We start from the raw sequence: 21404 nt of genomic DNA, 5'->3' as shown, positions 1-21404 counted from the left end.
AAGGGTGCTGCGTCTTTCCCGGCTACCAAGTATAACTCCGGTTTTCTTCCCTTCGACGAAAAGAGGCATTTGTATCATCTTCCCGAAAGAACGCCCGTAAAACCGATGAATGCAAGCGCCATGAACCCAGCGATGATGAGGGTTATTCCCGGTCCCTGGAGCCCCAGAGGTATTCGCGAGTTCGCAAGCTTCTGTCTTATGCCCGACATCGCGACAATCGCAAGCATCCAGCCAAGACCGCCGCCAAGCCCGAAGGCGACCGCCTGCAGCAGGTTGTATTCGCGAATCACCATGAAGAGCGCCGCGCCAAGTATCGCGCAGTTTACTGTTATGAGCGGCAGAAATATCCCGAGGTTCTGGTATAGGGTTGGCGAGTAGCGCTCGATGACCATCTCGAGAAACTGCACGAAGGCGGCGACGATGATGATGAAGAGGATGAAGCGGAGGAACTCGAGGTGCAGGGGAACTAGTATGTAGTAGTAAGCGAGCCAGTTCAGAAGGTTCGTGAAGGTCATAACGAACACGACAGCCGTTCCAAGACCGAGTGCGGTCTTTACCTCCCTCGATACGGAGAGGAACGAGCACATACCCAGGAAGCGGGCGAGGAGAATATTATCCGTGAATACTGCTGCGAAGAGTATCGCTACTGCGCCAAGCATCTCGTTCCCGAAGTTCATGAAGCTCCTTTCTTTGTTTCATCGGATTGAGGTTTCTTTACGGAGCGGAATATCCATACGACAACGGCAAGGGTGAAGAACGCGCCTGGAGGCATGACCATGATAATCCAGCGGTCCCAGGCCGGTGTGGAGAAGAACGGCATCGGGATGCCCAGGAGGCTGCCCATGCCTATGATCTCGCGGAAAACGGAGATGACGAGAAGCACGAACGAGTAGCCGAGCCCGTTAAAGATGCCGTCGAGAAAGGAAGGCCACGGTTTTTGAGAGATGGCGAAAGCCTCGGCGCGGCCCATGAGTATGCAGTTGGTGATGATTAATCCGACATACGGTCCAAGGTTGCGGCTCATATCCGGCCAGTAGGCCTTCAAGGCAAGGTCGAAGAGGATGACATAGAACGCCATTATGAGCGTTTCGACCATCATTCTGACCCTGCGCGGTATAAGGTTGCGCAGCAGCGAAACCGTTATGCTCGAAAGCCCCAGCGTCAGGGTGAGCGCGAAACCCATGACAAGCGTGTTGAGAACGAGGTTGGTTACCGCGAGCGAGCTGCATATACCGAGAATCTGGCGGAAAACCGGGTTGTCGCCCCACAAACCGTCGGATATTATCTTGGACGCGCTCTTGGGAGACGAGTTCACTTTGCGCTCCTTCTCCAGGCGTCGAGCCTTGCGTTGACGAACTTCATGAGTCTGGTGGAGGTTTGCGTGGCGCCCGTTATAGCTTCAACCGAGCTTGAGTCCAGAGGCGCTCCGACCGGTCTTAGCTCGATAGGGATTCCGCTTTCCGCAAGCTTCTTCCCCTTGAACTGGTTCTTGAAATAGGGCTTCATTATTTCGCCGCCCAGTCCGGGCGTTTCGTTCTGCTGGTAGAAGGAGATGCCGATAACCGTTCTCCTGTCCGGGGCGAGCGCGATGACGCCCGAAATCTTGTCCCAGAAACCTGCGCCTGAGAGCGGAATGATGTATGAAAGTGTTGAATCGCTGGCATGATACACGAGGAATGTGTCTTTAGCGACCACGGTATCTTTAACGCGTAAGTTGTAAATCTTGTTAACCTCGATTCCGGATGCTCCCTTAGGAACCGTCTCGCCGACAGCTTCCAGCACCGACCGCTCAAAGGAAAGCTTCTGGTTTGCATCGACCCTTTGCCTGGTGAGGCCGGCGAGCATGATGAGGATTGCGCTCGCTATAGCGGTAAGGCTGAACATGAAGACTATAGAGAACCAGCCCCTCTCCTTTAAGGGTGTGCTCATGACGGTCCCCCTGCCGGCTGCTCTGCGGGCTTTGCTTCTGATTTCTGGCGTTCCTTTTTTCGCTTTGCGCGTTCCTTGAAGACGTAATCGATTATGGGGCCTAACATGTTTCCCAAAAGGAGCGCGAACATGAAGCCGCCGTTGAATACGGAGAGTGTTCCGATCACGGATGCCGCGGTTCCCACTATCGCGGCGTAGATAATCTTTGCCTGGGTGGTCTGCGGAGCGGATACGGGATCAGTAACCATGAAGAATGCGCCGAAAAGGAAGCCGCCGCCCAGCAGGGCAGGCAGTACGGGCATGGCTGTCTTGACTCCCAGAAGGACGAACAGGAAGTCGAACCCGGCGTACGCCGCGATGGTTGCGAGCGTAAGCCAGCGGTTTGCAGTGCCGGAGATGAAAAGGTAGAGCCCTCCTGCAAGAATGGCGATAACGCTGGTAACACCCATCGTGCCGGCAATGTTGCCGAATAAAAGGTCGAGGAGGGGCGGAGGGGGGGCGGCGCCGGCTTTGACGAGTGCGAGAGGGGTTGCTGCAGTAATTGCATCGGGAAGGGATGATGTGCTCCACATCTTGAGCGCACCCCAGGGGAAAGCGGCTGGCCTTGCCCACTGCGAAGTGAGAGCCACAGGAAAGCAGATGTAGACGAACGCCCTGCCTGCCATGGCCGGATTGAATATGTTGCGGCCGAAACCTCCGAAAACCATCTTGCCGAAGAGGATAGCGAATGAGATTCCTATCACGAGAACGTGCCAGGGCACGGTCGGCGGCATGATAAGGGCGTAGATGATTCCCGAGACGAAAACAGCCTCTGAGACTGGCTCCTGCGGTTTGCGCACCCGGGTGAATATGAACTCGACAAGGAAGGCGGTAACGCACGAAACTACAACCATGACGAGCGAGCGCCACCCGAAGAAATAAATGGATGCAAGCACGCATGGGATAATGGCGATAATAACTCGCCTCATGAGCACCTGTTTCGTAAGCAGCCTTACTTTCTTCTTTGTCTCATCCATATATATCCTTTCGGGTTGTTAGGATACCTAGCCTTTCCCAGTTGTCAAGATACGCACCCAATGTTAACAAGCGTTCGCTTCAGATCATCCTTCTCGTGATTACCCTGCATTCATGGGCTGTTCCGCAGACCTTTACAACGACTGAGCGTGCAGCTTTGAGATGGATTCGCAGGACCATTCCAGGCTGCTCGCCCGGACTCAGGGGAAAGTGCTTCCCTTTTAGTATTTCTTCGCTTCGCCATACACAGGAAGGAGTCAGGGAAAGGTGAAATAACCTTTCTATCCCCGAGCGCGGTAAAGGAGCCTGGACGCCGCAAGGCAGACCTTCAGGAGAAACGCCCTGTCCTCCTCGGAGAAGGCGTCAACAGTATGGGAGTCTATGTCAAGCTCGCCCATTACCTCGCCTTCTTTGAGGATAGGCAGTACTATCTCGGATTTGACTGTCGGACTGCATGAAAGATAGTTGGTTTCTTTTGAGACGTCGGGCACGACGTAGGTCTGCTTGCGTTCGGCAGCCTGTCCGCATATCCCCTGACCGAAAGAGATGCGCACGTGTTCTGTGGGTGCGCCAGCAAAAGGGCCGAGAACAAGCTCTCTTTCAGCGTCCGGATTGGTCAGGTAGAATCCTACCCAGTCGTAGTACGGAACTTTGTCCTTGAGAAGATCGCAAACTGACTTCAATACTACTCTGGGGTCTTCTGAGCTCCGCGCCGCGGAGCTAACTTCGTGGATAAGGGTTGAGAAAAGCATTTTCTTTTCTTCTTCGGTGAGCTTCAACTTTCCTCCTCTGGATTCATTTCGTACCATTCATCAACCGCTTTACGGAGATGAGGAATAACGATAGAACCGCCTACCATAAGCGCTATCATCATTGCCTCCTCAAGCTCCTTAGAGGATACCTTCTCCTCCTTGCACCTTGAGAGGTGGTAGGTTATGCAGTCCTCGCAACGAAGAACAAGCGAGGCAACCAGCCCCATCATCTCCTTGGTCTTCGCGTCCAGCGCTCCCGGACCGTAGGTCTCGAAATCCAGATGATGGAACGCCTTCATGTTCTTTCCGGCGAACTCCATTACCTTCTTGTGAAGCCGCTCACGTTCTTTCTTGAAATCTTCGATGTCATTCATCTCAACAGATCTCTACAGCTTGCTTGTTTCCAAGGGCATGGCTGAATCACAAACTCATATACTTATTCGGGGTCTCCAAGAAATTCCCGTGGAATTTCTTGGAGTATTATTTATCCCCATAGAGATCGAACTCTCTTAGGCCGAACCAGTAGCTCATTCTGCCTACGGAGTCCAGCTCCGCTTGCACGAGCGCCAGATGGCCTTCTTCTATCTCGACGAAGTGCGCGAACATCTTCTGCGCCTCGCCTGCAAGTTCGGAGACCATCTTGCGGTAGAAAGCGGAGGTTACCTTCTCGGCCTCGAGCGCCTCCTCGAGCATGTTAATCTCTTCTCCGTAGTCCCTCTTGCTTACCTGGGCTTGCATGGCCTTTGCGCCCTCTTCGATTCTCTTTCTGGACGGCAGGGCCGTTCTGAGGCCCTCAATGGTCAATTCTCCGGATGCTTGCCACTTCGCGAGTTTCGCGTAGAGGTAGTCGAGATGATGCTGTTCCTCTGACGCCATCAACGAAAAGATACGTTTGCCGTCCGGATCGGTCGCTTTAGACAAAGCCTCGTTGTAAAGATCCCGGACTTTGGTCTCGTATTCAATAGCCGTCTTGATTGCTTCTTCAACAGTCATTCATTCTCCTTTAGTTTTGGGATATTCTAACCCATATAAACGATAACGCAAGACCAGGAGATCTCCTGGATTTAGTGAACCTTGACTTCGCGTTCTTGATTGTTATAATGAACATATGTTCATAATGAGAATTTGCGATGCCCCGCCCCTGTAAATGCAGAAGAATAGCTAGCGAGTACGGAATAGGTTTCTTCGGGCCCAAGGGAATCCCGATGAGGGAACTCGAGGTTGTGATAGTAACACATGATGAGCTCGAGGCCTTGCGCCTGGTCGATATGGAGGCAATGTATCTTGAGGAAGCGGCCTCGAGGATGGAGATATCGAGGCCCACCTTGTCGAGACTTCTGGAGATTGCACGCAAGAAAATCGTTAGTGCGGTAATAGATGGCAAGGGCATCGAGGTAAACGGCGGCAATTACCTTGTAGAATCGGCCGCTTCGGGTTTTCACGGTCGGCGCAGATGCTGGGGAAGGAATGCGGTTAAAAGTTCAGAAGAAAGAAAGGAGTAGCTATGCCTTGTGGAGATGGAACAGGTCCTTTATGGGGCAGGAGATTATCAAGATCGAATATGGGATATCGCATGAGAGGATACAGGTGCCTCGGTTGGGGAATCAAAGGATTTAGTGGGGAGACATCAGGAGAAACCGACACGGAACTGCTTAGAGAGCGTTTACGTTTTGTCGAAGCCCAGGCCCGCAGACTAAAGAAGTTAATAGAGGAGTTGCAGGCCTGACAAAATGAAGGAGATGGATCATGCAATCGGAAAGGCTGCATCTGAAAATAAAAGCGCTTTTCGCGATGGGCGAGGCTGTCAAAGCCGCAGAGGAAGTTCTGAACCGGGAGCGTATAGCGGGAACCGCAGGTCACAAACTCGATTGCATAGTAGAACACGTCGAAAAGATGCAAGCGCTCTACGATGAATGCATAGAGTGCTGTCTCGATGACATAAACGAATAACAAGGAGAACATGTGAAAATAGCGCTACCTTCGGATGACGGAGCAACGATTGCCCCCCATTTCGGCAGGGCCAGGTATTTTATTATATTCGAAGCGGAAAAAGGTAAAATACTTCAAAAGGAACTTGTCGAGAACAACCCGTACCACAACGATCACGGTCACGATTCCGCTCACGAGCACGGCGTCCACCACAGTCACGAAAGATTCGTTGCCCTCCTCGCTGGTTCAGAGGTCATAATCGCCCGCGGGATGGGCAGAAGAGCTGTAGCGGACCTGGTTGGAGCCGGAATCAAGCCGGTTTTCACCGAGACGGAAAACGCCGAAGAGGCCGCTCGCGCCTATTCGAACGGCACGCTTAAGGAGTGCAGTCAGCCAGACTGCGGACACCACTAGAAACAGGAAACTTCTCCGAAAAAAGCTGATCAGGAGCCAAGGAGATATTCAAATGATACAATCCGAAGAACAGATGAGGAGACAGGAGGAGCTTGACCGCAAACTCGAGGCGAATCTCGGACGCATCAAAAGGAAGCTGCTCGTGCTTTCGAACAAGGGCGGGGTCGGTAAGAGCTTCGTGGCTACGAGCATCGCGCTCATTGCTGCGGAAAAAGGGCTTAAGACCGGGATTCTGGATGCCGACATCCACGGACCGTCCGTAGCGCACCTTCTTGGGTTCGAGGGAATGCCTTTGGGCGTATCGGAGGACAATACCATAGAACCCATAACCGTAATGGATAACCTGGTTGCCGTAAGCACCGCATCTCTCTTGAAATCCAGGGACGATTCGGTGATATGGCGGGGACCGTTAAAGATGGGCCTCTTGAAGCAGTTTCTTGCCGAGGTGCGCTGGGGAGAACTCGATGTTCTTGTGATTGACTCTCCGCCTGGAACAGGCGACGAACCGCTGTCGATTGCCCAGCTTATCCCCGATATATCTGGCGCGGTGGTAGTAACGACTCCCCAGGACGTGGCTCTTCTTGACTCACGCAAATGTCTGAGCTTCCTGAATCAGTTGAACGTGCCGACACTCGGAATTGTGGAGAACATGAGCGGACTCGTTTGCCCGCATTGCGGGAAGGTGATAGACGTCTTCAAGCAGGGAGGCGGCAAGCAAGCGTCTCTGGACCTGGCGGTTCCTTTCCTTGGAGCAATACCCCTTGATCCTGAGATAGTTAAGGCTTCCGACGGCGGAAAGCCCTACGTGCTGGAGCACCCGCAAAGCGATGCGGCGAGGATTTTGAATCTTGTAGTCGAGGATGTAGCCAGGCTTTAGTTTCCTGATCGCCTTTGACAGCCGTCCGGTTAGATGTATAATTTATGATGGTGAAGCGTGTTAAAGATATAATAAAAAGAAAGATAACGATTATAGTCGATGCCGGACCAAGGTTAAGGTCCTTAAGATTTTCCGCTCCGATGTGGGCTCTCTTTTGCGGAGCTTTATTCCTGTTTTCGTTCTTTGTGGGAGGCGGCGAATCCATTCTAAGCTGCGCCAGCAAACAAATAGCTGGTTCTCAACTGAAACATCTTGAAGAGGAGAATCTCGAACTCATGGACCGCTTCTCTTGTCTCAGAGAGTACGCGGATTCTATGTCTATTATGCTTGCCTTCATGGAGTTCCACGATGCCCAGATTCGCACATACAAAGGCATGGATATCGCATTACCGGATGAACGTTTGCTGGGCGTCGGCGGTCCCGCTGTAGAGAAACCTTCTATGGAGGAGCTGCGCATGATGGGCAGCAAGCGTTACGAGGAAGTTTTCGATATCGAGCAGTCAATAGATAAGCTTTCCCGCAGGGCCCTTTTCCTTGAGAAAAGCTTCGGAGAAGTCGATGGCAGGCTTACCACAGACCAGAATCTGCTGGATCATACGCCTTCGATTAAACCTACTGAGGGTTACGTCTCGAGCGGATTCGGATTCCGCATAGACCCATTCCTGCACACGCCGGCTTTTCATCCGGGAATCGACATTGCCAATAAAAAAGGCACGCCTGTAATGGCAAGCGCCGACGGAACCGTTACGCAAGCAGGCGAGCTGTCGGGATACGGAAACGCCGTCGTAGTCGCACACGGAAACGGCATCGAAACCGTTTACGGTCATCTTGATGCATTCTTAGTAAAGCCAGGTCAGAAAGTACGCCGGAATGAAGCCATAGGCGTGATGGGTGAAACCGGACGAACGACAGGGGTCCATCTGCATTACGAGGTAAGGATCGCCGGCATTCCCGTCAATCCTAAAGGATATTTCCTGGAAAACGAGTGGCCCACAGAGTGGTCGACGGAATAGGCCTTACCGAGATCAATTATTCGAGGAATTCCCGACTAATCCGGACGTTTAACAAAGAAATCGGGGCTGCGTGATACAAAAGATTCGGGGTTTCCGACGAACTCCTCGATCTTCGCTTTAATAGCATCCCTGACTCTGCGGAACCCTTTGAGCACGTCGTAATCGCTTCCTGCGGCACCAACCGGGTCAGGAAAGGGCCAGTGAAGGCTTGTACCTGTCTTGCCGATAAAGGATGGGCAGTTCGACTCGCCGCATAAGGATATTACGAAATCGAAAGTCTCGCCCGCGAACTCCGAAACGTGCTTTGAGCGATGCTGGGAGATGTCAATCCCGAGTTCAGCCATGACCTCTACCGCTCTCGGGTGGACGAAGGATGGAATTGTTCCCGCCGAGCGGGCTTCGAACTTTTCTCCGCCGAGACGGCGCAGCAGTCCCTCGGCCATCTGCGAGCGGCAGGAGTTGCCCGTGCAGAGAAATAGAACGCGCATTTTTTCAGGCATCAGATTCTCCTTTTTAGAAAGCCTTAAGACGATTTGCTCCCTTTTTGGAGCGCAACAACCGCGTTGTTGCTTTGCTATGTTTTTTGGCAGCGAGACGCTCATTGTGGTTCATACTCTACCTTCTTTCTTGAGAGTCTGAGGCTGTTCAGTACTACCGTGACGGAGGAGAATGCCATTGCCGCGGCAGCAAGCACGGGATGCAGGTCGCGTATTAGGGATGGCAGCCACGCGAACCAGTGCAGCGCGCCCGCAGCAACGGGAACGAGGAGGATGTTGTAAAAGAAGGCCCAGAAAAGGTTCTGCCTTATGGCGCTCATGGTGGCTTTGGAAAGTGCTATCGCCCGCACGACATCCCGGAGGTCGCCCTTCACAAGCGTAACATCAGATGCCTCCAAGGCGATATCCGACCCTGTGCCTATCGCTATGCCTACGTCGGCTCGAGTTAGCGCAGGCGCGTCGTTAATCCCGTCTCCGACCATGGCAACCTTCCTTCCCTTATCCAGTTCTTCGTGCACGAGTCTTTCCTTGTCACCGGGCAGAACGCCGGCCCTCACTTCGTCTATCCCTACCTTTGAGGCTATTGCATGGGCAGCCTCGCGGCTGTCGCCTGTGAGCATAACGGTCTTGAGACCGAGGGCGTGCAGGGCCGAAATAGCCTGCCTTGAGGTTTTCTTCTCCGAGTCTGCTACGGCAAGAAGCCCGGCGATTCGACCGTCTATCTCGGCGATCATGACCGTCTTGCCCAGAGAGGCAAGTTCGTCCGACATTTCCTTTGCATCCTCACTCAGCTCGAACCAGGCGCGCTTGCCCACGCGCACCTTCCTGTCCGCGATTAGAGCCTTTATCCCGAATCCTGGTTCCGCCTTGAAATCCTGAGGCTCCTTGAGATGCAAGCCTCTTGCACGGGCTCCCTCGACAACCGCTTTTGCAATCGGGTGCTCGGAGCCCTGCTCGGCGGATGCGGCTAAAACAAGACCTTCATCGCCGGAGTCAAGCGGAATCCAGTCCGTAAGAACTGGCTTGCCCTCTGTGATTGTGCCCGTCTTATCGAACATGACGATATCGAGTTTGTGAACGGTCTCCAGCACCTCACTCGACTTGAAGAGTATGCCCATTCCGGCTCCTCGGCCGGTTCCGACCATTATGGCCGTTGGCGTGGCGAGGCCGAGGGCGCAGGGGCACGCTATAACGAGAACGGCAACAAGGCGCAGCATGGCAGGCGCGAACTGGCCTCCTGCGAGCCACCACAGGATAAAGGTAACGAAGGCCGTTGCGATTATGACCGGGACGAATACGGCTGAAACCCTGTCCGCCAGCCTCTGGATTGGCGCCCTTGAAGCCTGAGCGGCCAGAACAAGCCTGACGATTTGCGCAAGAGCCGTATCGGAGCCGATGCTTTCGGCTTTGATTTTTACGAGGCCCTCCAGATTGATAGTCGCTCCGAACACCTTTGCTCCAACGTTCTTGTCCTGGGGCATTGACTCGCCGGTAAGCATGCTTTCATCGACCGAGGATGAACCCGATACCACCTCGCCGTCCACCGGTATGCGCTCTCCAGGTCTGACAACAACTATATCTCCTGGCCTGACCTGCTCTGCCGGCACCTCGCGTTCGAGTCCGTCGGACATCACAATGTGCGCAACCTTCGGAGCCAGATCCATGAGCTTGCGGATAGCCCCTGAAGCGCGACCCTTAGCTCGTGCCTCGAGCATCTTGCCGAGCTTGATGAGAGTGATTATTAAAGCCGAGGTCTCGAAGTAAACGTGATTACCTGCCTGGGGAAAGATGGTGACGGCGGCGGAGTAGATGAACGCGACCGAGGAACCCATGGCCACGAGGACGTCCATATTCGCAGAACCCGAACGCAGCGACTTAAACCCTCCTTTGTAGAAACCAAAACCCGTATAGAACTGAACAGGCAAAGCAAGGCCGAGGAAAACCCAGTTAAACCATAATGCGTGCGACCAGTGCCCCAGCGCCCCGAAATCGCGAAGCATGCTCAGGACGAAGAGCGGAGCGGCAAAGGCAACGCCTGTCCAGAAAGCCTGCCTCTCCTTTCTTTCTTCCCTGTCGCGGGCGCGCTCTTCCTCGTCCCTGGATTTCTCGGTCGGAAGTATCGCCTTGTAACCCGCACTATCTATGACTTCTGCAATGAGTTTCGGGCTCGCGAGTCGGGGATCGAACTCGACCGATGCTCGTTGGGTGGCAAGGTTGACTGTGGCGGATATTAAGCCGGGAACTTTTTTTCGAAGATTACGCTCGATTGTAAGCACACAGTTGGCGCACGTCATACCTATAATGGGTAGTTCAATGCGCTCCTTCACGGTTTCTGTTTTGCCTGGAACTTTCTCTCCCATTGCCCGATTATCCGGATTCTTTTTATCCAACTTCATTTCTTTCACATTTTACTATTCATTCCCTGTCCTTCCACTCTTCCTTCGGTTCAAGGCTCCTCTTCTTACGAAGTCCTTCAATCTAAAAAGACAGGCTGGTAACCCATCCGTGTCAGCTCAAGCTCGAAATCGTTCCATGTCGCCGGAGCGTCCCATAAAACCCTTATCTGTTTTGTCGTGATATCGACCTTTACGTCCTTGAATCCTTCTATCTTAGAGAATTCGTTCTTGAGTTCAAGGTACGTGGAGAAGCCTTCAACTTTTTTCACCTTGAATATCTTCTTTTCCATAATTACCTCCTCGGTAATCTTCTATGCTTCGGGCGGATATCCAATCTCCGCAAGTGTCTGGGCTATCAGCTCCCACGTAAGTGGGGCATCCCAGACGATGAGTGCGGTCTTTGCCTGTTCATCGACTTCGACGGAGCGAATGCCCGCAAGCTCCGAAAGCGCGCGCTCTATGGTCATCTTGCAGTGATGACAGCTGATTGCAGGTATCTTTATTTTTCTTTCTTCCATAAATCAGTTCTCCTTCGGCGGATACTCTATTTCCTTGAGCATTCGCACAATTGCCTCCCACGTAGCGGGAGGCTGCCATTCAACAACGACCTCTCTCAAAGGCAGGTTAACGACAACTACCTTGACCCCCTCTATGGTTTCAAGCTCTCTTTTGATGAGCCTGGAACAGTAGGTGCAGCTTATAGCTGGAATGGTAACCCTGCGGGCGCTACGGGCGCTACCGGCGCTGCTGGGGCTGCTGGGGCTGCTGGCGCTGCTGGCGCTGCGGGTGTTACGGGTGTTACGGGTGTTACGGGTGTTACGGGTGTTCATTGTTCCTCCTTGACTGCTCAAGGAGCTCCCCGAACTCCGGCGGGACATACGGGGTCTTGATGTTGCAGGCCTCGGTGATATCCTGAGAGAGTTCAAGGATTCCTTTATAGTCTCCCTTTTCATCACGTAAAGGGATATACCGCACTTCCAGCCAGCGGCCTTCTTTTAAGTTAACGAACCTGTAGGGTTCGTTTCTTCCTTTCCTGAACGCGCCTGTAATCTCCTTGACCATTGGCATTGATTTTTCTGAATGACACTCCTCAAGGTTCTTGCCGAGCTCGTCTGTCGATAGCTTGAATAGCCTGTCGCCGTTGGAATAGTAGCGAAAGGCGTCATTCTCATCGACGTAGTCGATATTGAGGGGCAGGGAGCGAAGCATCATTCTCAGCTCTTCGAGAGTGAGCGTTCCCGAACCAAGGTCTAAGGCGGCTTTGTCCACTATTCCTTCCAATCCAGAAGCCTTTTCTGTCCCTCGAGTTTGCGGATTCCTGTCACGTCCTGCGACACCTCCAGGGTGCCGCGGTAGCGACCATTACTGTCCCTCATTGCGAAGTAGCGTATATGGATGAACTTGCCTGAAAGCTCAATCCAGAACTCGGCGACATCTTTTGTCCCCTTGCGGAATTCGTCTATAATCTTTTGAACCACGTGCACGCTCTTGGGCGGATGGCAGTTTTGCACCTTGCGGCCTATGACTCCGGGCGTGCGCGTGAAGATGCGTTCGGGCGTGTCGGAGTAGTAGCGAAGCTCGTCGTGCTCATCGACGAACGATATGTCAACGGGAAGATTTTTGAGCATGAGGTCTATCTGTTCAAGCGTAAGACCGCCGACGCTGAGCGGCAGTCTCGCATTTTTCTTGAGATTTTCTGCAAACTCGTTAAGCTCCATTGTTTCTCCTTGTTCTCCCAGATCTTTTTTTATTGAGCCGTCTTGAGCGCCGGGCTCAGGGGAAGTTTGAGGATTCCAATCCGCGCCCGGGGTTACAAGGCTGTAGCCGATCTCATCCTCCCCCCTCTTTATCTCGAGCCACTCCTGGGACGACAGGTGCTCAAGCGCCATAGGGAAAAGAATCTGCTCCTCTTTATATATCATATCGAGCACTGTTGCGGAAAGTTTTCTCGCTTTCTCGGAAAACTCTTTGACACTGGTTTTTTCGAGCAATCCCTTCGTTTCTTTTAATAGCGCGCGCACCTGGTCGTGAACGGCCCACATCACTTGAGGAGGAGCTGTCACGCCGTGTTTCTCAAGGCGCGGGAACAGCTCGTGCTCCTTCCTCAGGTAGTGCTTTTCAACAAGGCTGAGCGAAGAAAGCGTCTTTTCGAGCGCGGGCGCTTTTTCTTTAAGCGATGCCTTGCCCAGTTCCCTTGCAAGCCCGGAGAGCGTCCTTGCAAGCTTTTCGAACTCGCGGTTTTCAAGCCTTGCCGTATGCACGGGGTGTCCGGCAGGCATGTCGGGTGACGATTCAAGACCGGAGCGCATCACGGCAACGTGAAGGTCGCACATGGAGGTTATATCTTCGGGCGTCATTCCTTCCCGTACGAGCTCCTGCTCTATCTCGCCAATCTCGCCCGGGGTTATGTCCTTTATCTCTTCCGCGAAACGGCGCTCAAGCGACTCTCGTGAGGATGGGCCCTTCTCGTGCAGTTCGGCAAGAATGGACTTTATCTTTTTTGCTCTCGCTCTCAGCTCTTCGTCGGACATGATTACAAGCTCTTCGCCCGTGTTTTCGAGTATCGCTGTTCTTAAATCCTCAAGAAACCTTTTCAAATCGAGATTGTTGTTCTGGGCGGCCATCTCCAGAGTGGCGACCTTCGCAATGGTCGCGCGCGCCACCGGGTTAAGGAGCTTCTCAAAATGTTTATTATAGTCAGGCAGGAAGTCGAGGAGAAACGGGTAGGCGTCAAGAAGTTCGCCCACTCTCGTCTTGGGACTTAGTTTCACTCGTTGCCCCCGGATGAGGGGGAGGAGCCTGGGTGCTCCTCCCTTTCTCTTTCATGCAGGTCGTAGCGAGGCTTCATTCTGGCCTCGTTACTTCCCTACGGCTATGAGCTCTCGGGACAGGAGGCTGATGTGCGAGAGCTCTTCTTTTATTATCTCGTCGATGCGCTCCGAGCCCATATGCTCGGGGACCATCTGCCTGATTCCTGAGTAGAAGACCACCGATTCCTTCTCCATGCCGATTGCCGTTCTGAGAATATCGTCTATGGATTCGATACCCTTGAGGAGTTCTGTTGGGTCCTTGCGGTAGTCGAATACGTTGCCGTCGGCCACGTTCTTGAGGTATCCTGCGGCTTCGTTATCGAGGTCGTAGTCCTTGGTGCCGCGCTCGTCAGGGGAGAGAGAGTTGAGCATCCCTGAAAAATATTTCTCGTGCGCGACTTCCATCGCGGCAAGCTCCTCAAGAAGCTTTTTGTGTTCTTCGTTAGCGATGTTGGACGCCGCCTGTTTGTAGAACTTCTGGCCGTTGCGCTCTATCTGCACCGCTATTCCGAGTATCTCTTCCGCATTGAAGCTGATACCCATCTTACGCTCCTGCGTCGGCTGCAGCGCCGGCAGCGTTGGGGTTTATAATGAAAGCGGTCGTGACAAGAGGCCGGGCACCGTACTCCTTGTCTAGGAGGTAGAGCGCCTGCTTGTCGTCTCCGAGCATCTTGAGCCGGTCCACGGCGACCATGGTCTGCTCCTCTTCTTCGATTTGCTCGTTTACGAACCAGTCGAGGATTCCCCGCAGCGCGGCGTTGTCTTTTTCAGCCTGAGCAAGGTCAACGAGGTCGTTTATCATCTTCGTGACCTTTACTTCGTGCTCGTATGCTGCAGCAAACGCCTCTTGAGGCGTGTTCCAGGCGCCCTCGGGCTTTGCTATAGCCGAGAACGTGGGATGCCCGCCGCGGTTCAGAACATGCTTGTAGAAGCGCATGGCATGGCTCGTCTCCTCGAACGCCTGAGCCTTCATCCAATGTGCAAAACCGTCGAGGTTGCGCTCCTCGAACCACGCTCCTATGGCGAAATAGAGGTACGCCGCGTAAAGCTCGGCGTTAAGCTGCTTGTTGAAGCCTTCTTCTATCTTCTTCGAGATCATCTTATTCCCCTTTCCAGAGACCGTGAATGTTGCAGTGTTCGCGTGCGGTGACGGAGGACGAGGCAGGCATCAGGAACTCGGCCTCGGGCGCATCGCCCGGCCTGAGCTGTTTGCGGTAAACACGGCCCTCGGAGTCGGAGAGTTCAACCCATTCTATAAAGTGTTTTTCTTCCATAGGATGTGCCACGCTGCCTATCTTGACCTTGTATCCCGACGCGATCTTCTCGATGACGGGTACGTGTTTCTCCTTTGCCGCGTCGGTGGTGTTCTCCACCAGAAGCATCATGGGTTGCCCGTGGCAGGTGTAGTTGCCGCAACCTTCCTTTATGACCTCGATCATGTCTCCGCATTCCTCGCACTTGTATATCTTTGAGTGTTGAGCCATTATTCCTCCTTTGGCCTAAAAAGGGATTTTTTGACAAATTTTTACCTGAACACGCCGCTCCTTCAATCCTAGTATAGGATGGATATACGGCATGTCAAGGCGCATGTCAAGCTTTAATATGCGCTTATCGCTAAGTCCATTAATCTCGTCATCATATATCGATGGATTTTGAAACCTTTTAAAGGGACTTGCGCTTCTCTTTGAAATCATCAAGCTAATTATAGAAAAATACTAGGGTATGTCAAGACCCCGGAGGTCAATCTCGCTTTTTATAAACGACTAATGAGTCTAAGGCCTTATATTCAAGTCCTTAGATCATCATGCAACGGTTTCAGGGTTCCGGGCGATGGCGCGCTGACAAACGCATTTTATCGCGATGCCTACACGTTTATGAGATAGCGGCGACATCTGGAGGCCAGCGTAAGGCGATAGAAAATCCTTTGATTTCTGCAGAAGGTGCGGATGCAGATGTTCGCGTATCCGCGTTTTTTGCTGATCTTACAGCGCAAATCCTGCTTGACTTTTTGAAAAGACGGCTTAAACTTTAATTTCACGCAGGCTGTATGCATTCGGCAAGGAGGCCAGTTGAAACAGGACGAAAACAAGAAGGCGCAGGAAATAATAGAAGCCGCAAGGCTTAAGTCGCAGTTTCTTGCGAGCATGAGTCACGAGCTGCGCACGCCCCTGAACTCCGTAATCGGGTTCAGCGAACTGTTGATGGACGGTCTTGTGGGCGACCTTAATGAAAAGCAGCGCCACTACATAAGTATAATCCATTCCTCGGGCTCTCACCTGCTGAGGCTGGTAAACGACATCCTTGACTACTCCCGTCTCGAGGCGGGCATGCTTGAGATATTCAACGAGCCTACTGAGATCTCGACCGTCATCTGGGAAGTGCTTAAGGCATACAACGTTATCTCCGAACGAAAGGGAATAGAGCTCAAGGTCGAGGTTGAGCCTCTCGAAACGATTCTTACCGACCGCCGCAAGCTTGCGCAGATAGTGGATAATCTCCTCTCCAACGCCGTTAAGTTCACTGAAAAGGGAACCATAGTGATTAAGGCAGGTAAGGTGGGCGATAAATTGCTTGTTTCGGTATCTGATACCGGGATAGGGATAGAGGAGGAGGAGGTAAAGAAGGTTTTCGAGGCTTTCCACCAGGTGGACGGCACTACTACCAGGAGGTATGAGGGAACCGGGCTCGGTCTGGCGCTCGTGAAGAAGCTTCTTGAGATACAGGGAGGCTCCATTGACGTCAAGAGCGCTCCAGGAGCCGGTTCTACATTCACCGTAAAGCTTCCGTACGTACGCTTCGAGCAGCCCGCGCATCCAAAGGATAAGGAGGAGCTTAAAGGAAAGCTTCCGCCTGTCACGGATAAACCTATTCTAGTCGTTGAGGATAATCCCCTCGCAGCCAACCTAATGTCCGTGTGGCTGGGCGAAGCTGGCTACAAGGTGGAGGTCGCAACAACAGGAGAGGAGGCCTTGAGCAAGGCTTTGACCCTTATACCAGCGGCCATTACACTGGATATTCTGCTTCCGGAGATGGATGGCTGGAGGGTTCTGCACAGGCTGAAGGAGATTCCCGAGACAAAGGACATTCCGATTATCGTCGTTTCAATCGTGGAGGACAAGAGCTTCGGACTTTCTCTGGGCGCCGTCGACTACATGGTCAAACCTGTTGCCAGGGTAGAGCTTCTTTCAAAGATTGAAAAGCTAGCCAGATCGGGCCGGCGGACAAAGCGGGTGCTTGTTATTGACGATAACCCTGCCGATATAAGCCTTATAGAGGAGATGCTGAAGCTGGACGGCTACGAGGTCCTCAAAGCGGCAAGCGGGGTTGAGGGACTTAAAAAGGCTCGCGCAGACAAGCCCGATCTGGTTGTTCTTGATTTGATGATGCCCGATCTGGACGGGTTCGACGTAATGAGGCTCATGGAGTCGGATGAGGTAACGAAAGGCCTGCCCGTCATCCTTTTTACCGCAAAAGACCTGACCGAGATAGACAGGGCGAACCTTAGCCACAACATCCGCGATATATTCACAAAGGCCCAGCTCGACCGCACCTCGCTGCGCAAGAAGATTGGAGACCTTCTCGGTCATAAGGCGGAGGAAGAAACGTGAGCTCCATTCTCGTGGTTGAAGACAACGAGGGCAACCAGGAGCTCCTGCGGGTGCTTCTGGAGATGGCGGGGCACAAGGTAACGTGCGCTTCGAGCGCGGACGAGGGGCTAAGGCTCGCCCGCTTGATGCATCCTGACCTTATATTGATGGATATGCACCTTCCCGGCATGGACGGATACGAAGCGACGAGGTTATTAAAGCAGGATAAAGAGCTGAAGATGGTGCCGGTCATTGCCGTTACCGCAATCTCGGACAGGCACGACGAGGAGGTTCTTAGGGCATGCGGCTGCGACGGCTATATCTCAAAACCTATTGATACGCGCCAGGTGGCCCAGGACATAGCAGCAGTGCTCGAGCGCCACCTGAAGGAGCAGGGAAAGTGAACGCCAAGCCGCCTCAGCACAAGGTCCTCGTCGTAGACGACGACCCGCATCTCTTGAATCTTCTGGAGATAAGGCTCTCAGAACAGAGTTTTGACGTGACCGTGGCTTCGAGTGCGAACGTCGCGCTCGAGAAGGCGATTGCGAACCCGCCGGACATAGTCATCGCCGATATAATGATGCCGGGCATGGACGGCTACGCCCTGTGCGGAAAGATAAGGGCATCCGAAAACCTGCACAACATCCCCTTCATCTTTCTTTCCGCGCTCGCCGATACTCAGGACAAGGTTAAAGGTTTAAGATTGGGCGCCGATGACTATCTCACGAAGCCGTTCGAGTTCCGCGAGCTTCTTGCGCGAATCGAGATACTGCTCGACCGCTATTCCCGCTACCGCGAGACGTTCAAGCGCGAAGAGGAGTCCGAAGTTGCGACATCTGGAAGGATTGAGGATCTGGGAGTCATCGATCTCCTGCAGATGCTTTCCTTCGGCCAGAAGACCGGCGAGGTGAGCCTTGAATCGTCGGGCGAACAGGGAGCGCTCTATCTCGCGGCCGGGAGGCTGATAGCCGCCAACTACAGGAACAAGCACGGCCTAGCGGCGCTTCCTACGCTCCTTTCATGGTCGGACGGAACCTTCAAGGTCAAGCTTACGGAGAGCCTTTCCGTTATCCCGTCCATTGAGAACCAGACCGACGAAGCGATATTCGAGTCCTTAAGGGAGCTTGACGAGGCGGAGCGGATAAAGCAGGAGCTCGATATCGATGCTGTTCCCGCGCTCAAGCCCGGAAGCGAGCCGTCTACAGACGGAGAGCGAGTCGTTTGCGAACTGGCGGACGGAAAGATTAGCGTAAGAGAGATGCTTCTTGAGAGTCCCTTATCGGATTTCGATACGCTTGAGGCGCTGAAATCGATGATCGCATCGGGCGCGGTCGAGCTTGCAGGCAAGGCGGCGCATGAGAAGACCGAGGCGAAGGAAGAGGAAGAAGAGTCGTTCGACACGAAGCCGCAGCCCGTTACACACGTATTCAACCTCGTCGTGATAGGAACCGACCGCGATTCCCGCAACATCTTCATTCATACCATTTCGGGCGAGGAAGAGGCCGAAAGGCCGGAGGACAAGGTACTGAACTTCGGGAAGGTGATTATAGGCCCTTACCAGTTCAACATGTACGGCCTGCCAGGAGCCAAGCGCTTTGCTCCCCTGTGGCAGACATTCGTGGCTAAAGTCCAGGGGATGATCCTTCTTGCCAACTCCGCAGTCGAGGAGGAGGTGTCCAATCTCAAGTTCGCCCTCGCTCTCTTGAGGGAGCGCGTCTCAGGACCTGCCGTAATAATTAACACCGATCCGACAAAACCCGAAATAGAGCTGGGCAACGAATTCCGCGGCACCCGCACAATGACCTGCCTGCCTTCGGATCGCATCAAATCCGCAGGAATCCTTAAGGATTTAGCCAAGGAAATCGCCCGTTAACCTTACAATGGATCTGTCGAAGCTTCGCAACATAGGTATAGCCGCACATATAGATGCGGGAAAAACCACCACTACGGAGAGGATTCTTTTTTACGCTAAGAGGATACACCGCATGGGAGAGGTCGACGACGGCGCCGCTACAATGGACTGGATGCAGCAGGAACGCGAGAGGGGCATTACTATAACTTCAGCTGCGACAGTTGTTTACTGGAAGGACATAAGGATAAATGTAATCGATACGCCGGGTCATGTGGACTTCACGATAGAGGTTGAGCGCTCGCTCAAGGTGCTGGACGGAGCAGTAGTCGTCTTCTGCGCTGTAGGAGGCGTTGAGCCTCAGTCTGAAACCGTGTGGCATCAGGCGGACCGCTACCATATCCCGAGGATCGCATTCGTGAACAAGATGGACCGCACGGGCGCCGACTTCGAGCGGGTCATTGACATGATGGAGGCTCGCTTCAGCCAGCTCCCCGTCCCGGTGCAGATACCGCTCGGCTCGGAGCAGGGCTTCAAGGGCGTCATAGACCTGGTGGAGTGGAAGGCTATCAGGTGGAGGGACGAGGCCCAGGGTTCGGAGTTCATCGTGGAAGAGATGCCGGCCGAGCACGTCGCCGTTGCAAAGCACTGGCGCGAGAGGCTCGTGAACGTCGCATCAGAGGTGGAGGATGAGATTCTAGAAGATTACATGGCCGGTCGCAAGAGCGAGCCGGGACCACTCAGAGCAGCGCTGCGCTCGCTCACGCTTGAAGGAAAGATTGTGCCCGTCTTGTGCGGCTCGGCGCTCAAGAACAAGGGCGTTCAGCCGCTCCTGGATGCGGTCATCCATTACCTGCCATCGCCGCTGGACGTTGCAGCGCTCGAGGGTTCTGATCCTGAGCGCGAGGAGCGAAAGATTAAATTCAAACCCCTGCCCGACGAGCCATTATCCGCGCTCGTGTTCAAGCTCGCATACGACCAGCATATGGGTCCTCTTGCATTCACTCGTCTTTACTCCGGAACCGTAAAGCAGGGCGAGACCGTACTCGGTTTTCCGGGAGGCAAGCGCTCGAGGGTGCAAAAGCTCTTTCTCCCCCACTCCAATCACTTCGAGGAGGTTGCGAAGCTCGAGGCAGGCGAGATAGGTCTTTTGTCCGGTCTGCGGCACATAACCACAGGCTCAACGCTTTCTGACCAGAAGCACCCAATAGTGTACGAGGCAATGCGCTTTCCGGAGCCCGTCATCCACCAGGCAGTTGAACCGCACACGAAAGCGGACGAGGCAAAGCTCGGCCGCGCGCTAGAGATAATGCAGCTCGAGGACCCTACATTCGGCGTCCGAATAGACCCCGAGACCGGACAGACGCTCGTTTCGGGAATGGGCGAGCTTCATCTGGAGATTATCGTTGACCGGATTCAGAAGGAGTTCCGGGTCCCCGTGCGCGTGGGCAAGCCGCAGGTATCGTACAGGGAGACCGTAACGGAGAAGGTGGAGCGCAAGGCTACATTCGCGAAGGTCATTGGTACAAAGAGCCACTATGCCGCAGTCACGGTGAGGGTGGAGCCTCACGAGGGTGGAAAGGACGCGAGGGTCAAGCTGAAGGATGAGATTCCGCGCGAGTTCCTGCAGGCGATTGAGACGACGCTTTCAGAATCCTTCTCTGCAGGACAGCTTCTCGGCTTTCCTGTCGCGAACGTGCGCGCTACAGTCACCGAGGTCGAGTTCAGGGAGGAGGAAGCGTCCGACATCGCATTCAAGGCCGCGACATCGCAGGCGTTCCGGGAGGCGTACGAGCAGGCGTCGCCCGCGCTTCTCGAGCCGATAATGGACCTCGAGATAATAACGCCCGAGGAGTATCTGGGCGACGTCATCTCCGACCTGGGCTCGCGCCGCGGCAAGATTGAGCTTTTAGAGAACATTAAGGAGCAGAAGCTTGTTAAAGCGTTTCTGCCCCTTTCGCAGAGCTTCGGCTACGCGACCGCGCTGCGCTCCGTAAGCCAGGGCCGCGCCTCCTTCGCCATGCACTTCTCGCACTACAGCCTCCTGCCCGAGGAGGAGCGCAGAAAACTCTTCCAGTACCTGATACTAACCCCGTAAAAACACGGAGTATTTTTACGGGGCCCGCTTTTCGTCACAGCAATAACTAGTTCAATAATTCTTCTCCCCTCCCCCCGGGGGAGGGAGAAAGGGAGAGGGAGGGGGCTTGCTTAGTCATTCTGAGGACTGACGGTCGTATGACCGGAAGGACGTGAGAATCTCATGAAGGATGGGAAATCCCCCTTAATAATAAGTGGGACTTTTTTCGGCCCCCCCTTTCTATAAGGGGGGAGGGGTTC

General features: G+C 53.7%; 28 protein-coding genes. 10 read left to right on the top strand and 18 right to left on the bottom strand.

The features are described 5' to 3' along the window. Positions 1-74 precede the first annotated feature (74 nt). The 7 genes from GX441_04740 to GX441_04710 form a co-directional block, all read right to left on the bottom strand. Positions 75-659 carry an NADH:ubiquinone reductase (Na(+)-transporting) subunit E gene (locus GX441_04740; protein NLI97950.1) on the bottom strand — a complete coding sequence of 195 codons (585 nt, stop codon included), beginning with the start codon at positions 657-659 and terminating at the stop codon, positions 75-77. A 14-nt stretch (positions 660-673) separates the two neighbouring features. Continuing rightward, a complete protein-coding gene (gene rsxE, locus GX441_04735; GenBank protein NLI97949.1) occupies positions 674-1315 on the bottom strand; it encodes an electron transport complex subunit RsxE in 642 nt (213 codons plus the stop codon). After that, complete coding sequence (locus GX441_04730; GenBank protein ID NLI97948.1) at positions 1312-1929, bottom strand: FMN-binding protein; 618 nt, start codon at positions 1927-1929, stop codon at positions 1312-1314. Before GX441_04730 ends, rsxE begins: the two co-directional genes overlap by 4 nt. Then, on the bottom strand, positions 1926-2945 hold the full coding sequence (locus GX441_04725; GenBank protein NLI97947.1) for an RnfABCDGE type electron transport complex subunit D: 1020 nt from the start codon (positions 2943-2945) through the stop codon (positions 1926-1928). Before GX441_04725 ends, GX441_04730 begins: the two co-directional genes overlap by 4 nt. 279 nt (positions 2946-3224) lie before the next feature. After that, positions 3225-3752, bottom strand: coding sequence for a GAF domain-containing protein (locus tag GX441_04720; protein ID NLI97946.1), 528 nt, complete (start codon positions 3750-3752; stop codon positions 3225-3227). After that, positions 3719-4069, bottom strand: coding sequence for a carboxymuconolactone decarboxylase family protein (locus GX441_04715; protein ID NLI97945.1), 351 nt, complete (start codon positions 4067-4069; stop codon positions 3719-3721). The genes GX441_04720 and GX441_04715 overlap by 34 nt, the downstream gene beginning before the upstream one ends. A 106-nt stretch (positions 4070-4175) precedes the next feature. Further along, a complete protein-coding gene (locus tag GX441_04710; GenBank protein ID NLI97944.1) occupies positions 4176-4688 on the bottom strand; it encodes a hypothetical protein in 513 nt (170 codons plus the stop codon). Between the two features lie 137 nt (positions 4689-4825). Here GX441_04710 and GX441_04705 point away from each other — a divergent pair, with 137 nt between their 5' ends. The 6 genes from GX441_04705 to GX441_04680 are packed head-to-tail and all read left to right on the top strand — an operon-like array spanning position 4826 to position 7928. Then, positions 4826-5197: a DUF134 domain-containing protein gene (locus GX441_04705; GenBank protein NLI97943.1), complete on the top strand. Its 372-nt coding sequence runs from the start codon at positions 4826-4828 to the stop codon at positions 5195-5197. Between the two features lie 2 nt (positions 5198-5199). Next, a complete protein-coding gene (locus tag GX441_04700) occupies positions 5200-5421 on the top strand; it encodes a DUF5320 domain-containing protein (GenBank protein ID NLI97942.1) in 222 nt (73 codons plus the stop codon). Between the two features lie 20 nt (positions 5422-5441). Beyond that, positions 5442-5645 (top strand): hypothetical protein, encoded by a 204-nt coding sequence (locus GX441_04695; protein NLI97941.1) that lies wholly within the window; start codon positions 5442-5444, stop codon positions 5643-5645. A 12-nt stretch (positions 5646-5657) separates the two neighbouring features. Beyond that, a complete protein-coding gene (locus GX441_04690) occupies positions 5658-6038 on the top strand; it encodes a hypothetical protein (GenBank protein NLI97940.1) in 381 nt (126 codons plus the stop codon). 52 nt (positions 6039-6090) lie between these two features. Continuing rightward, positions 6091-6915 carry an Mrp/NBP35 family ATP-binding protein gene (locus GX441_04685; protein NLI97939.1) on the top strand — a complete coding sequence of 275 codons (825 nt, stop codon included), beginning with the start codon at positions 6091-6093 and terminating at the stop codon, positions 6913-6915. A gap of 44 nt (positions 6916-6959) precedes the next feature. Then, a complete protein-coding gene (locus tag GX441_04680; protein ID NLI97938.1) occupies positions 6960-7928 on the top strand; it encodes a M23 family metallopeptidase in 969 nt (322 codons plus the stop codon). Positions 7929-7963: 35 nt separating this feature from the next. Here GX441_04680 and GX441_04675 read toward each other — a convergent pair whose 3' ends face one another. The 11 genes from GX441_04675 to GX441_04625 form a co-directional block, all read right to left on the bottom strand. Further along, positions 7964-8428 carry an arsenate reductase ArsC gene (locus tag GX441_04675; GenBank protein ID NLI97937.1) on the bottom strand — a complete coding sequence of 155 codons (465 nt, stop codon included), beginning with the start codon at positions 8426-8428 and terminating at the stop codon, positions 7964-7966. 98 nt (positions 8429-8526) lie between these two features. Then, on the bottom strand, positions 8527-10785 hold the full coding sequence (gene cadA, locus GX441_04670; GenBank protein NLI97936.1) for a cadmium-translocating P-type ATPase: 2259 nt from the start codon (positions 10783-10785) through the stop codon (positions 8527-8529). A 113-nt stretch (positions 10786-10898) separates the two neighbouring features. Beyond that, positions 10899-11111, bottom strand: a complete 213-nt coding sequence (locus GX441_04665) for a heavy-metal-associated domain-containing protein (protein NLI97935.1) — start codon at positions 11109-11111, stop codon at positions 10899-10901. Positions 11112-11132: 21 nt separating this feature from the next. Beyond that, a complete protein-coding gene (locus GX441_04660) occupies positions 11133-11339 on the bottom strand; it encodes a heavy-metal-associated domain-containing protein (GenBank protein NLI97934.1) in 207 nt (68 codons plus the stop codon). 3 nt (positions 11340-11342) lie between these two features. Further along, positions 11343-11651: a heavy-metal-associated domain-containing protein gene (locus GX441_04655; protein ID NLI97933.1), complete on the bottom strand. Its 309-nt coding sequence runs from the start codon at positions 11649-11651 to the stop codon at positions 11343-11345. Continuing rightward, positions 11638-12090: a PAS domain-containing protein gene (locus tag GX441_04650; GenBank protein ID NLI97932.1), complete on the bottom strand. Its 453-nt coding sequence runs from the start codon at positions 12088-12090 to the stop codon at positions 11638-11640. Before GX441_04650 ends, GX441_04655 begins: the two co-directional genes overlap by 14 nt. Beyond that, complete coding sequence (locus GX441_04645) at positions 12090-13592, bottom strand: DUF438 domain-containing protein (protein ID NLI97931.1); 1503 nt, start codon at positions 13590-13592, stop codon at positions 12090-12092. Before GX441_04645 ends, GX441_04650 begins: the two co-directional genes overlap by 1 nt. Before the next feature lie 87 nt (positions 13593-13679). Beyond that, complete coding sequence (locus GX441_04640) at positions 13680-14174, bottom strand: ferritin family protein (protein ID NLI97930.1); 495 nt, start codon at positions 14172-14174, stop codon at positions 13680-13682. 1 nt (position 14175) lies between these two features. After that, a complete protein-coding gene (locus tag GX441_04635) occupies positions 14176-14730 on the bottom strand; it encodes a ferritin (protein ID NLI97929.1) in 555 nt (184 codons plus the stop codon). Between the two features lies 1 nt (position 14731). Then, positions 14732-15115, bottom strand: coding sequence for a desulfoferrodoxin (locus tag GX441_04630; GenBank protein NLI97928.1), 384 nt, complete (start codon positions 15113-15115; stop codon positions 14732-14734). A gap of 15 nt (positions 15116-15130) precedes the next feature. Further along, positions 15131-15325: a hypothetical protein gene (locus GX441_04625; GenBank protein NLI97927.1), complete on the bottom strand. Its 195-nt coding sequence runs from the start codon at positions 15323-15325 to the stop codon at positions 15131-15133. A gap of 375 nt (positions 15326-15700) precedes the next feature. Here GX441_04625 and GX441_04620 point away from each other — a divergent pair, with 375 nt between their 5' ends. From GX441_04620 to fusA, 4 genes are read left to right on the top strand one after another with little or no spacing between them, the layout of a single operon-like run. Further along, entirely contained in the window at positions 15701-17239 is a 1539-nt protein-coding gene (locus GX441_04620) for a response regulator (protein ID NLI97926.1), read from the top strand. Then, the gene (locus tag GX441_04615; protein NLI97925.1) at positions 17236-17622 is read left to right on the top strand and encodes a response regulator; all 387 of its coding nucleotides are present in this window, start codon (positions 17236-17238) and stop codon (positions 17620-17622) included. The genes GX441_04620 and GX441_04615 overlap by 4 nt, the downstream gene beginning before the upstream one ends. Then, positions 17619-19091, top strand: coding sequence for a response regulator (locus GX441_04610; protein NLI97924.1), 1473 nt, complete (start codon positions 17619-17621; stop codon positions 19089-19091). The genes GX441_04615 and GX441_04610 overlap by 4 nt, the downstream gene beginning before the upstream one ends. Positions 19092-19098: 7 nt before the next feature. Continuing rightward, positions 19099-21165: an elongation factor G gene (gene fusA, locus GX441_04605; GenBank protein ID NLI97923.1), complete on the top strand. Its 2067-nt coding sequence runs from the start codon at positions 19099-19101 to the stop codon at positions 21163-21165. The last annotated feature ends 239 nt before the right edge of the window (positions 21166-21404 follow it).

It is taken from the genome of bacterium (assembly GCA_012517375.1).
Taxonomy (GTDB): domain Bacteria; phylum Hydrothermota; class Tepidihabitantia; order B3-TA06; family B3-TA06; genus JAAYVC01.
The sequence above is the reverse complement of the archived record's forward strand: the minus strand, read 5'-3'. Positions and strand labels throughout refer to the sequence as shown.

What these genes read in the sequence shown, in the direction of transcription:
- GX441_04740 (NLI97950.1), bottom strand. Translation starts at nt 659, where the DNA reads ATGCTTGGCGCAGTAGCGATACTCTTCGCAGCAGTATTCACGGATAAT.
- GX441_04730 (NLI97948.1), bottom strand. Translation starts at nt 1,929, where the DNA reads ATGAGCACACCCTTAAAGGAGAGGGGCTGGTTCTCTATAGTCTTCATG.
- GX441_04725 (NLI97947.1), bottom strand. Translation starts at nt 2,945, where the DNA reads ATGGATGAGACAAAGAAGAAAGTAAGGCTGCTTACGAAACAGGTGCTC.
- GX441_04720 (NLI97946.1), bottom strand. Translation starts at nt 3,752, where the DNA reads ATGGTACGAAATGAATCCAGAGGAGGAAAGTTGAAGCTCACCGAAGAA.
- GX441_04715 (NLI97945.1), bottom strand. Translation starts at nt 4,069, where the DNA reads ATGAATGACATCGAAGATTTCAAGAAAGAACGTGAGCGGCTTCACAAG.
- GX441_04710 (NLI97944.1), bottom strand. Translation starts at nt 4,688, where the DNA reads ATGACTGTTGAAGAAGCAATCAAGACGGCTATTGAATACGAGACCAAA.
- GX441_04705 (NLI97943.1), top strand. Translation starts at nt 4,826, where the DNA reads ATGCCCCGCCCCTGTAAATGCAGAAGAATAGCTAGCGAGTACGGAATA.
- GX441_04700 (NLI97942.1), top strand. Translation starts at nt 5,200, where the DNA reads ATGCCTTGTGGAGATGGAACAGGTCCTTTATGGGGCAGGAGATTATCA.
- GX441_04695 (NLI97941.1), top strand. Translation starts at nt 5,442, where the DNA reads ATGCAATCGGAAAGGCTGCATCTGAAAATAAAAGCGCTTTTCGCGATG.
- GX441_04685 (NLI97939.1), top strand. Translation starts at nt 6,091, where the DNA reads ATGATACAATCCGAAGAACAGATGAGGAGACAGGAGGAGCTTGACCGC.
- GX441_04680 (NLI97938.1), top strand. Translation starts at nt 6,960, where the DNA reads ATGATGGTGAAGCGTGTTAAAGATATAATAAAAAGAAAGATAACGATT.
- GX441_04675 (NLI97937.1), bottom strand. Translation starts at nt 8,428, where the DNA reads ATGCCTGAAAAAATGCGCGTTCTATTTCTCTGCACGGGCAACTCCTGC.
- cadA (NLI97936.1), bottom strand. Translation starts at nt 10,785, where the DNA reads ATGGGAGAGAAAGTTCCAGGCAAAACAGAAACCGTGAAGGAGCGCATT.
- GX441_04665 (NLI97935.1), bottom strand. Translation starts at nt 11,111, where the DNA reads ATGGAAAAGAAGATATTCAAGGTGAAAAAAGTTGAAGGCTTCTCCACG.
- GX441_04660 (NLI97934.1), bottom strand. Translation starts at nt 11,339, where the DNA reads ATGGAAGAAAGAAAAATAAAGATACCTGCAATCAGCTGTCATCACTGC.
- GX441_04655 (NLI97933.1), bottom strand. Translation starts at nt 11,651, where the DNA reads ATGAACACCCGTAACACCCGTAACACCCGTAACACCCGTAACACCCGC.
- GX441_04640 (NLI97930.1), bottom strand. Translation starts at nt 14,174, where the DNA reads ATGGGTATCAGCTTCAATGCGGAAGAGATACTCGGAATAGCGGTGCAG.
- GX441_04635 (NLI97929.1), bottom strand. Translation starts at nt 14,730, where the DNA reads ATGATCTCGAAGAAGATAGAAGAAGGCTTCAACAAGCAGCTTAACGCC.
- GX441_04630 (NLI97928.1), bottom strand. Translation starts at nt 15,115, where the DNA reads ATGGCTCAACACTCAAAGATATACAAGTGCGAGGAATGCGGAGACATG.
- GX441_04625 (NLI97927.1), bottom strand. Translation starts at nt 15,325, where the DNA reads ATGATTTCAAAGAGAAGCGCAAGTCCCTTTAAAAGGTTTCAAAATCCA.
- fusA (NLI97923.1), top strand. Translation starts at nt 19,099, where the DNA reads ATGGATCTGTCGAAGCTTCGCAACATAGGTATAGCCGCACATATAGAT.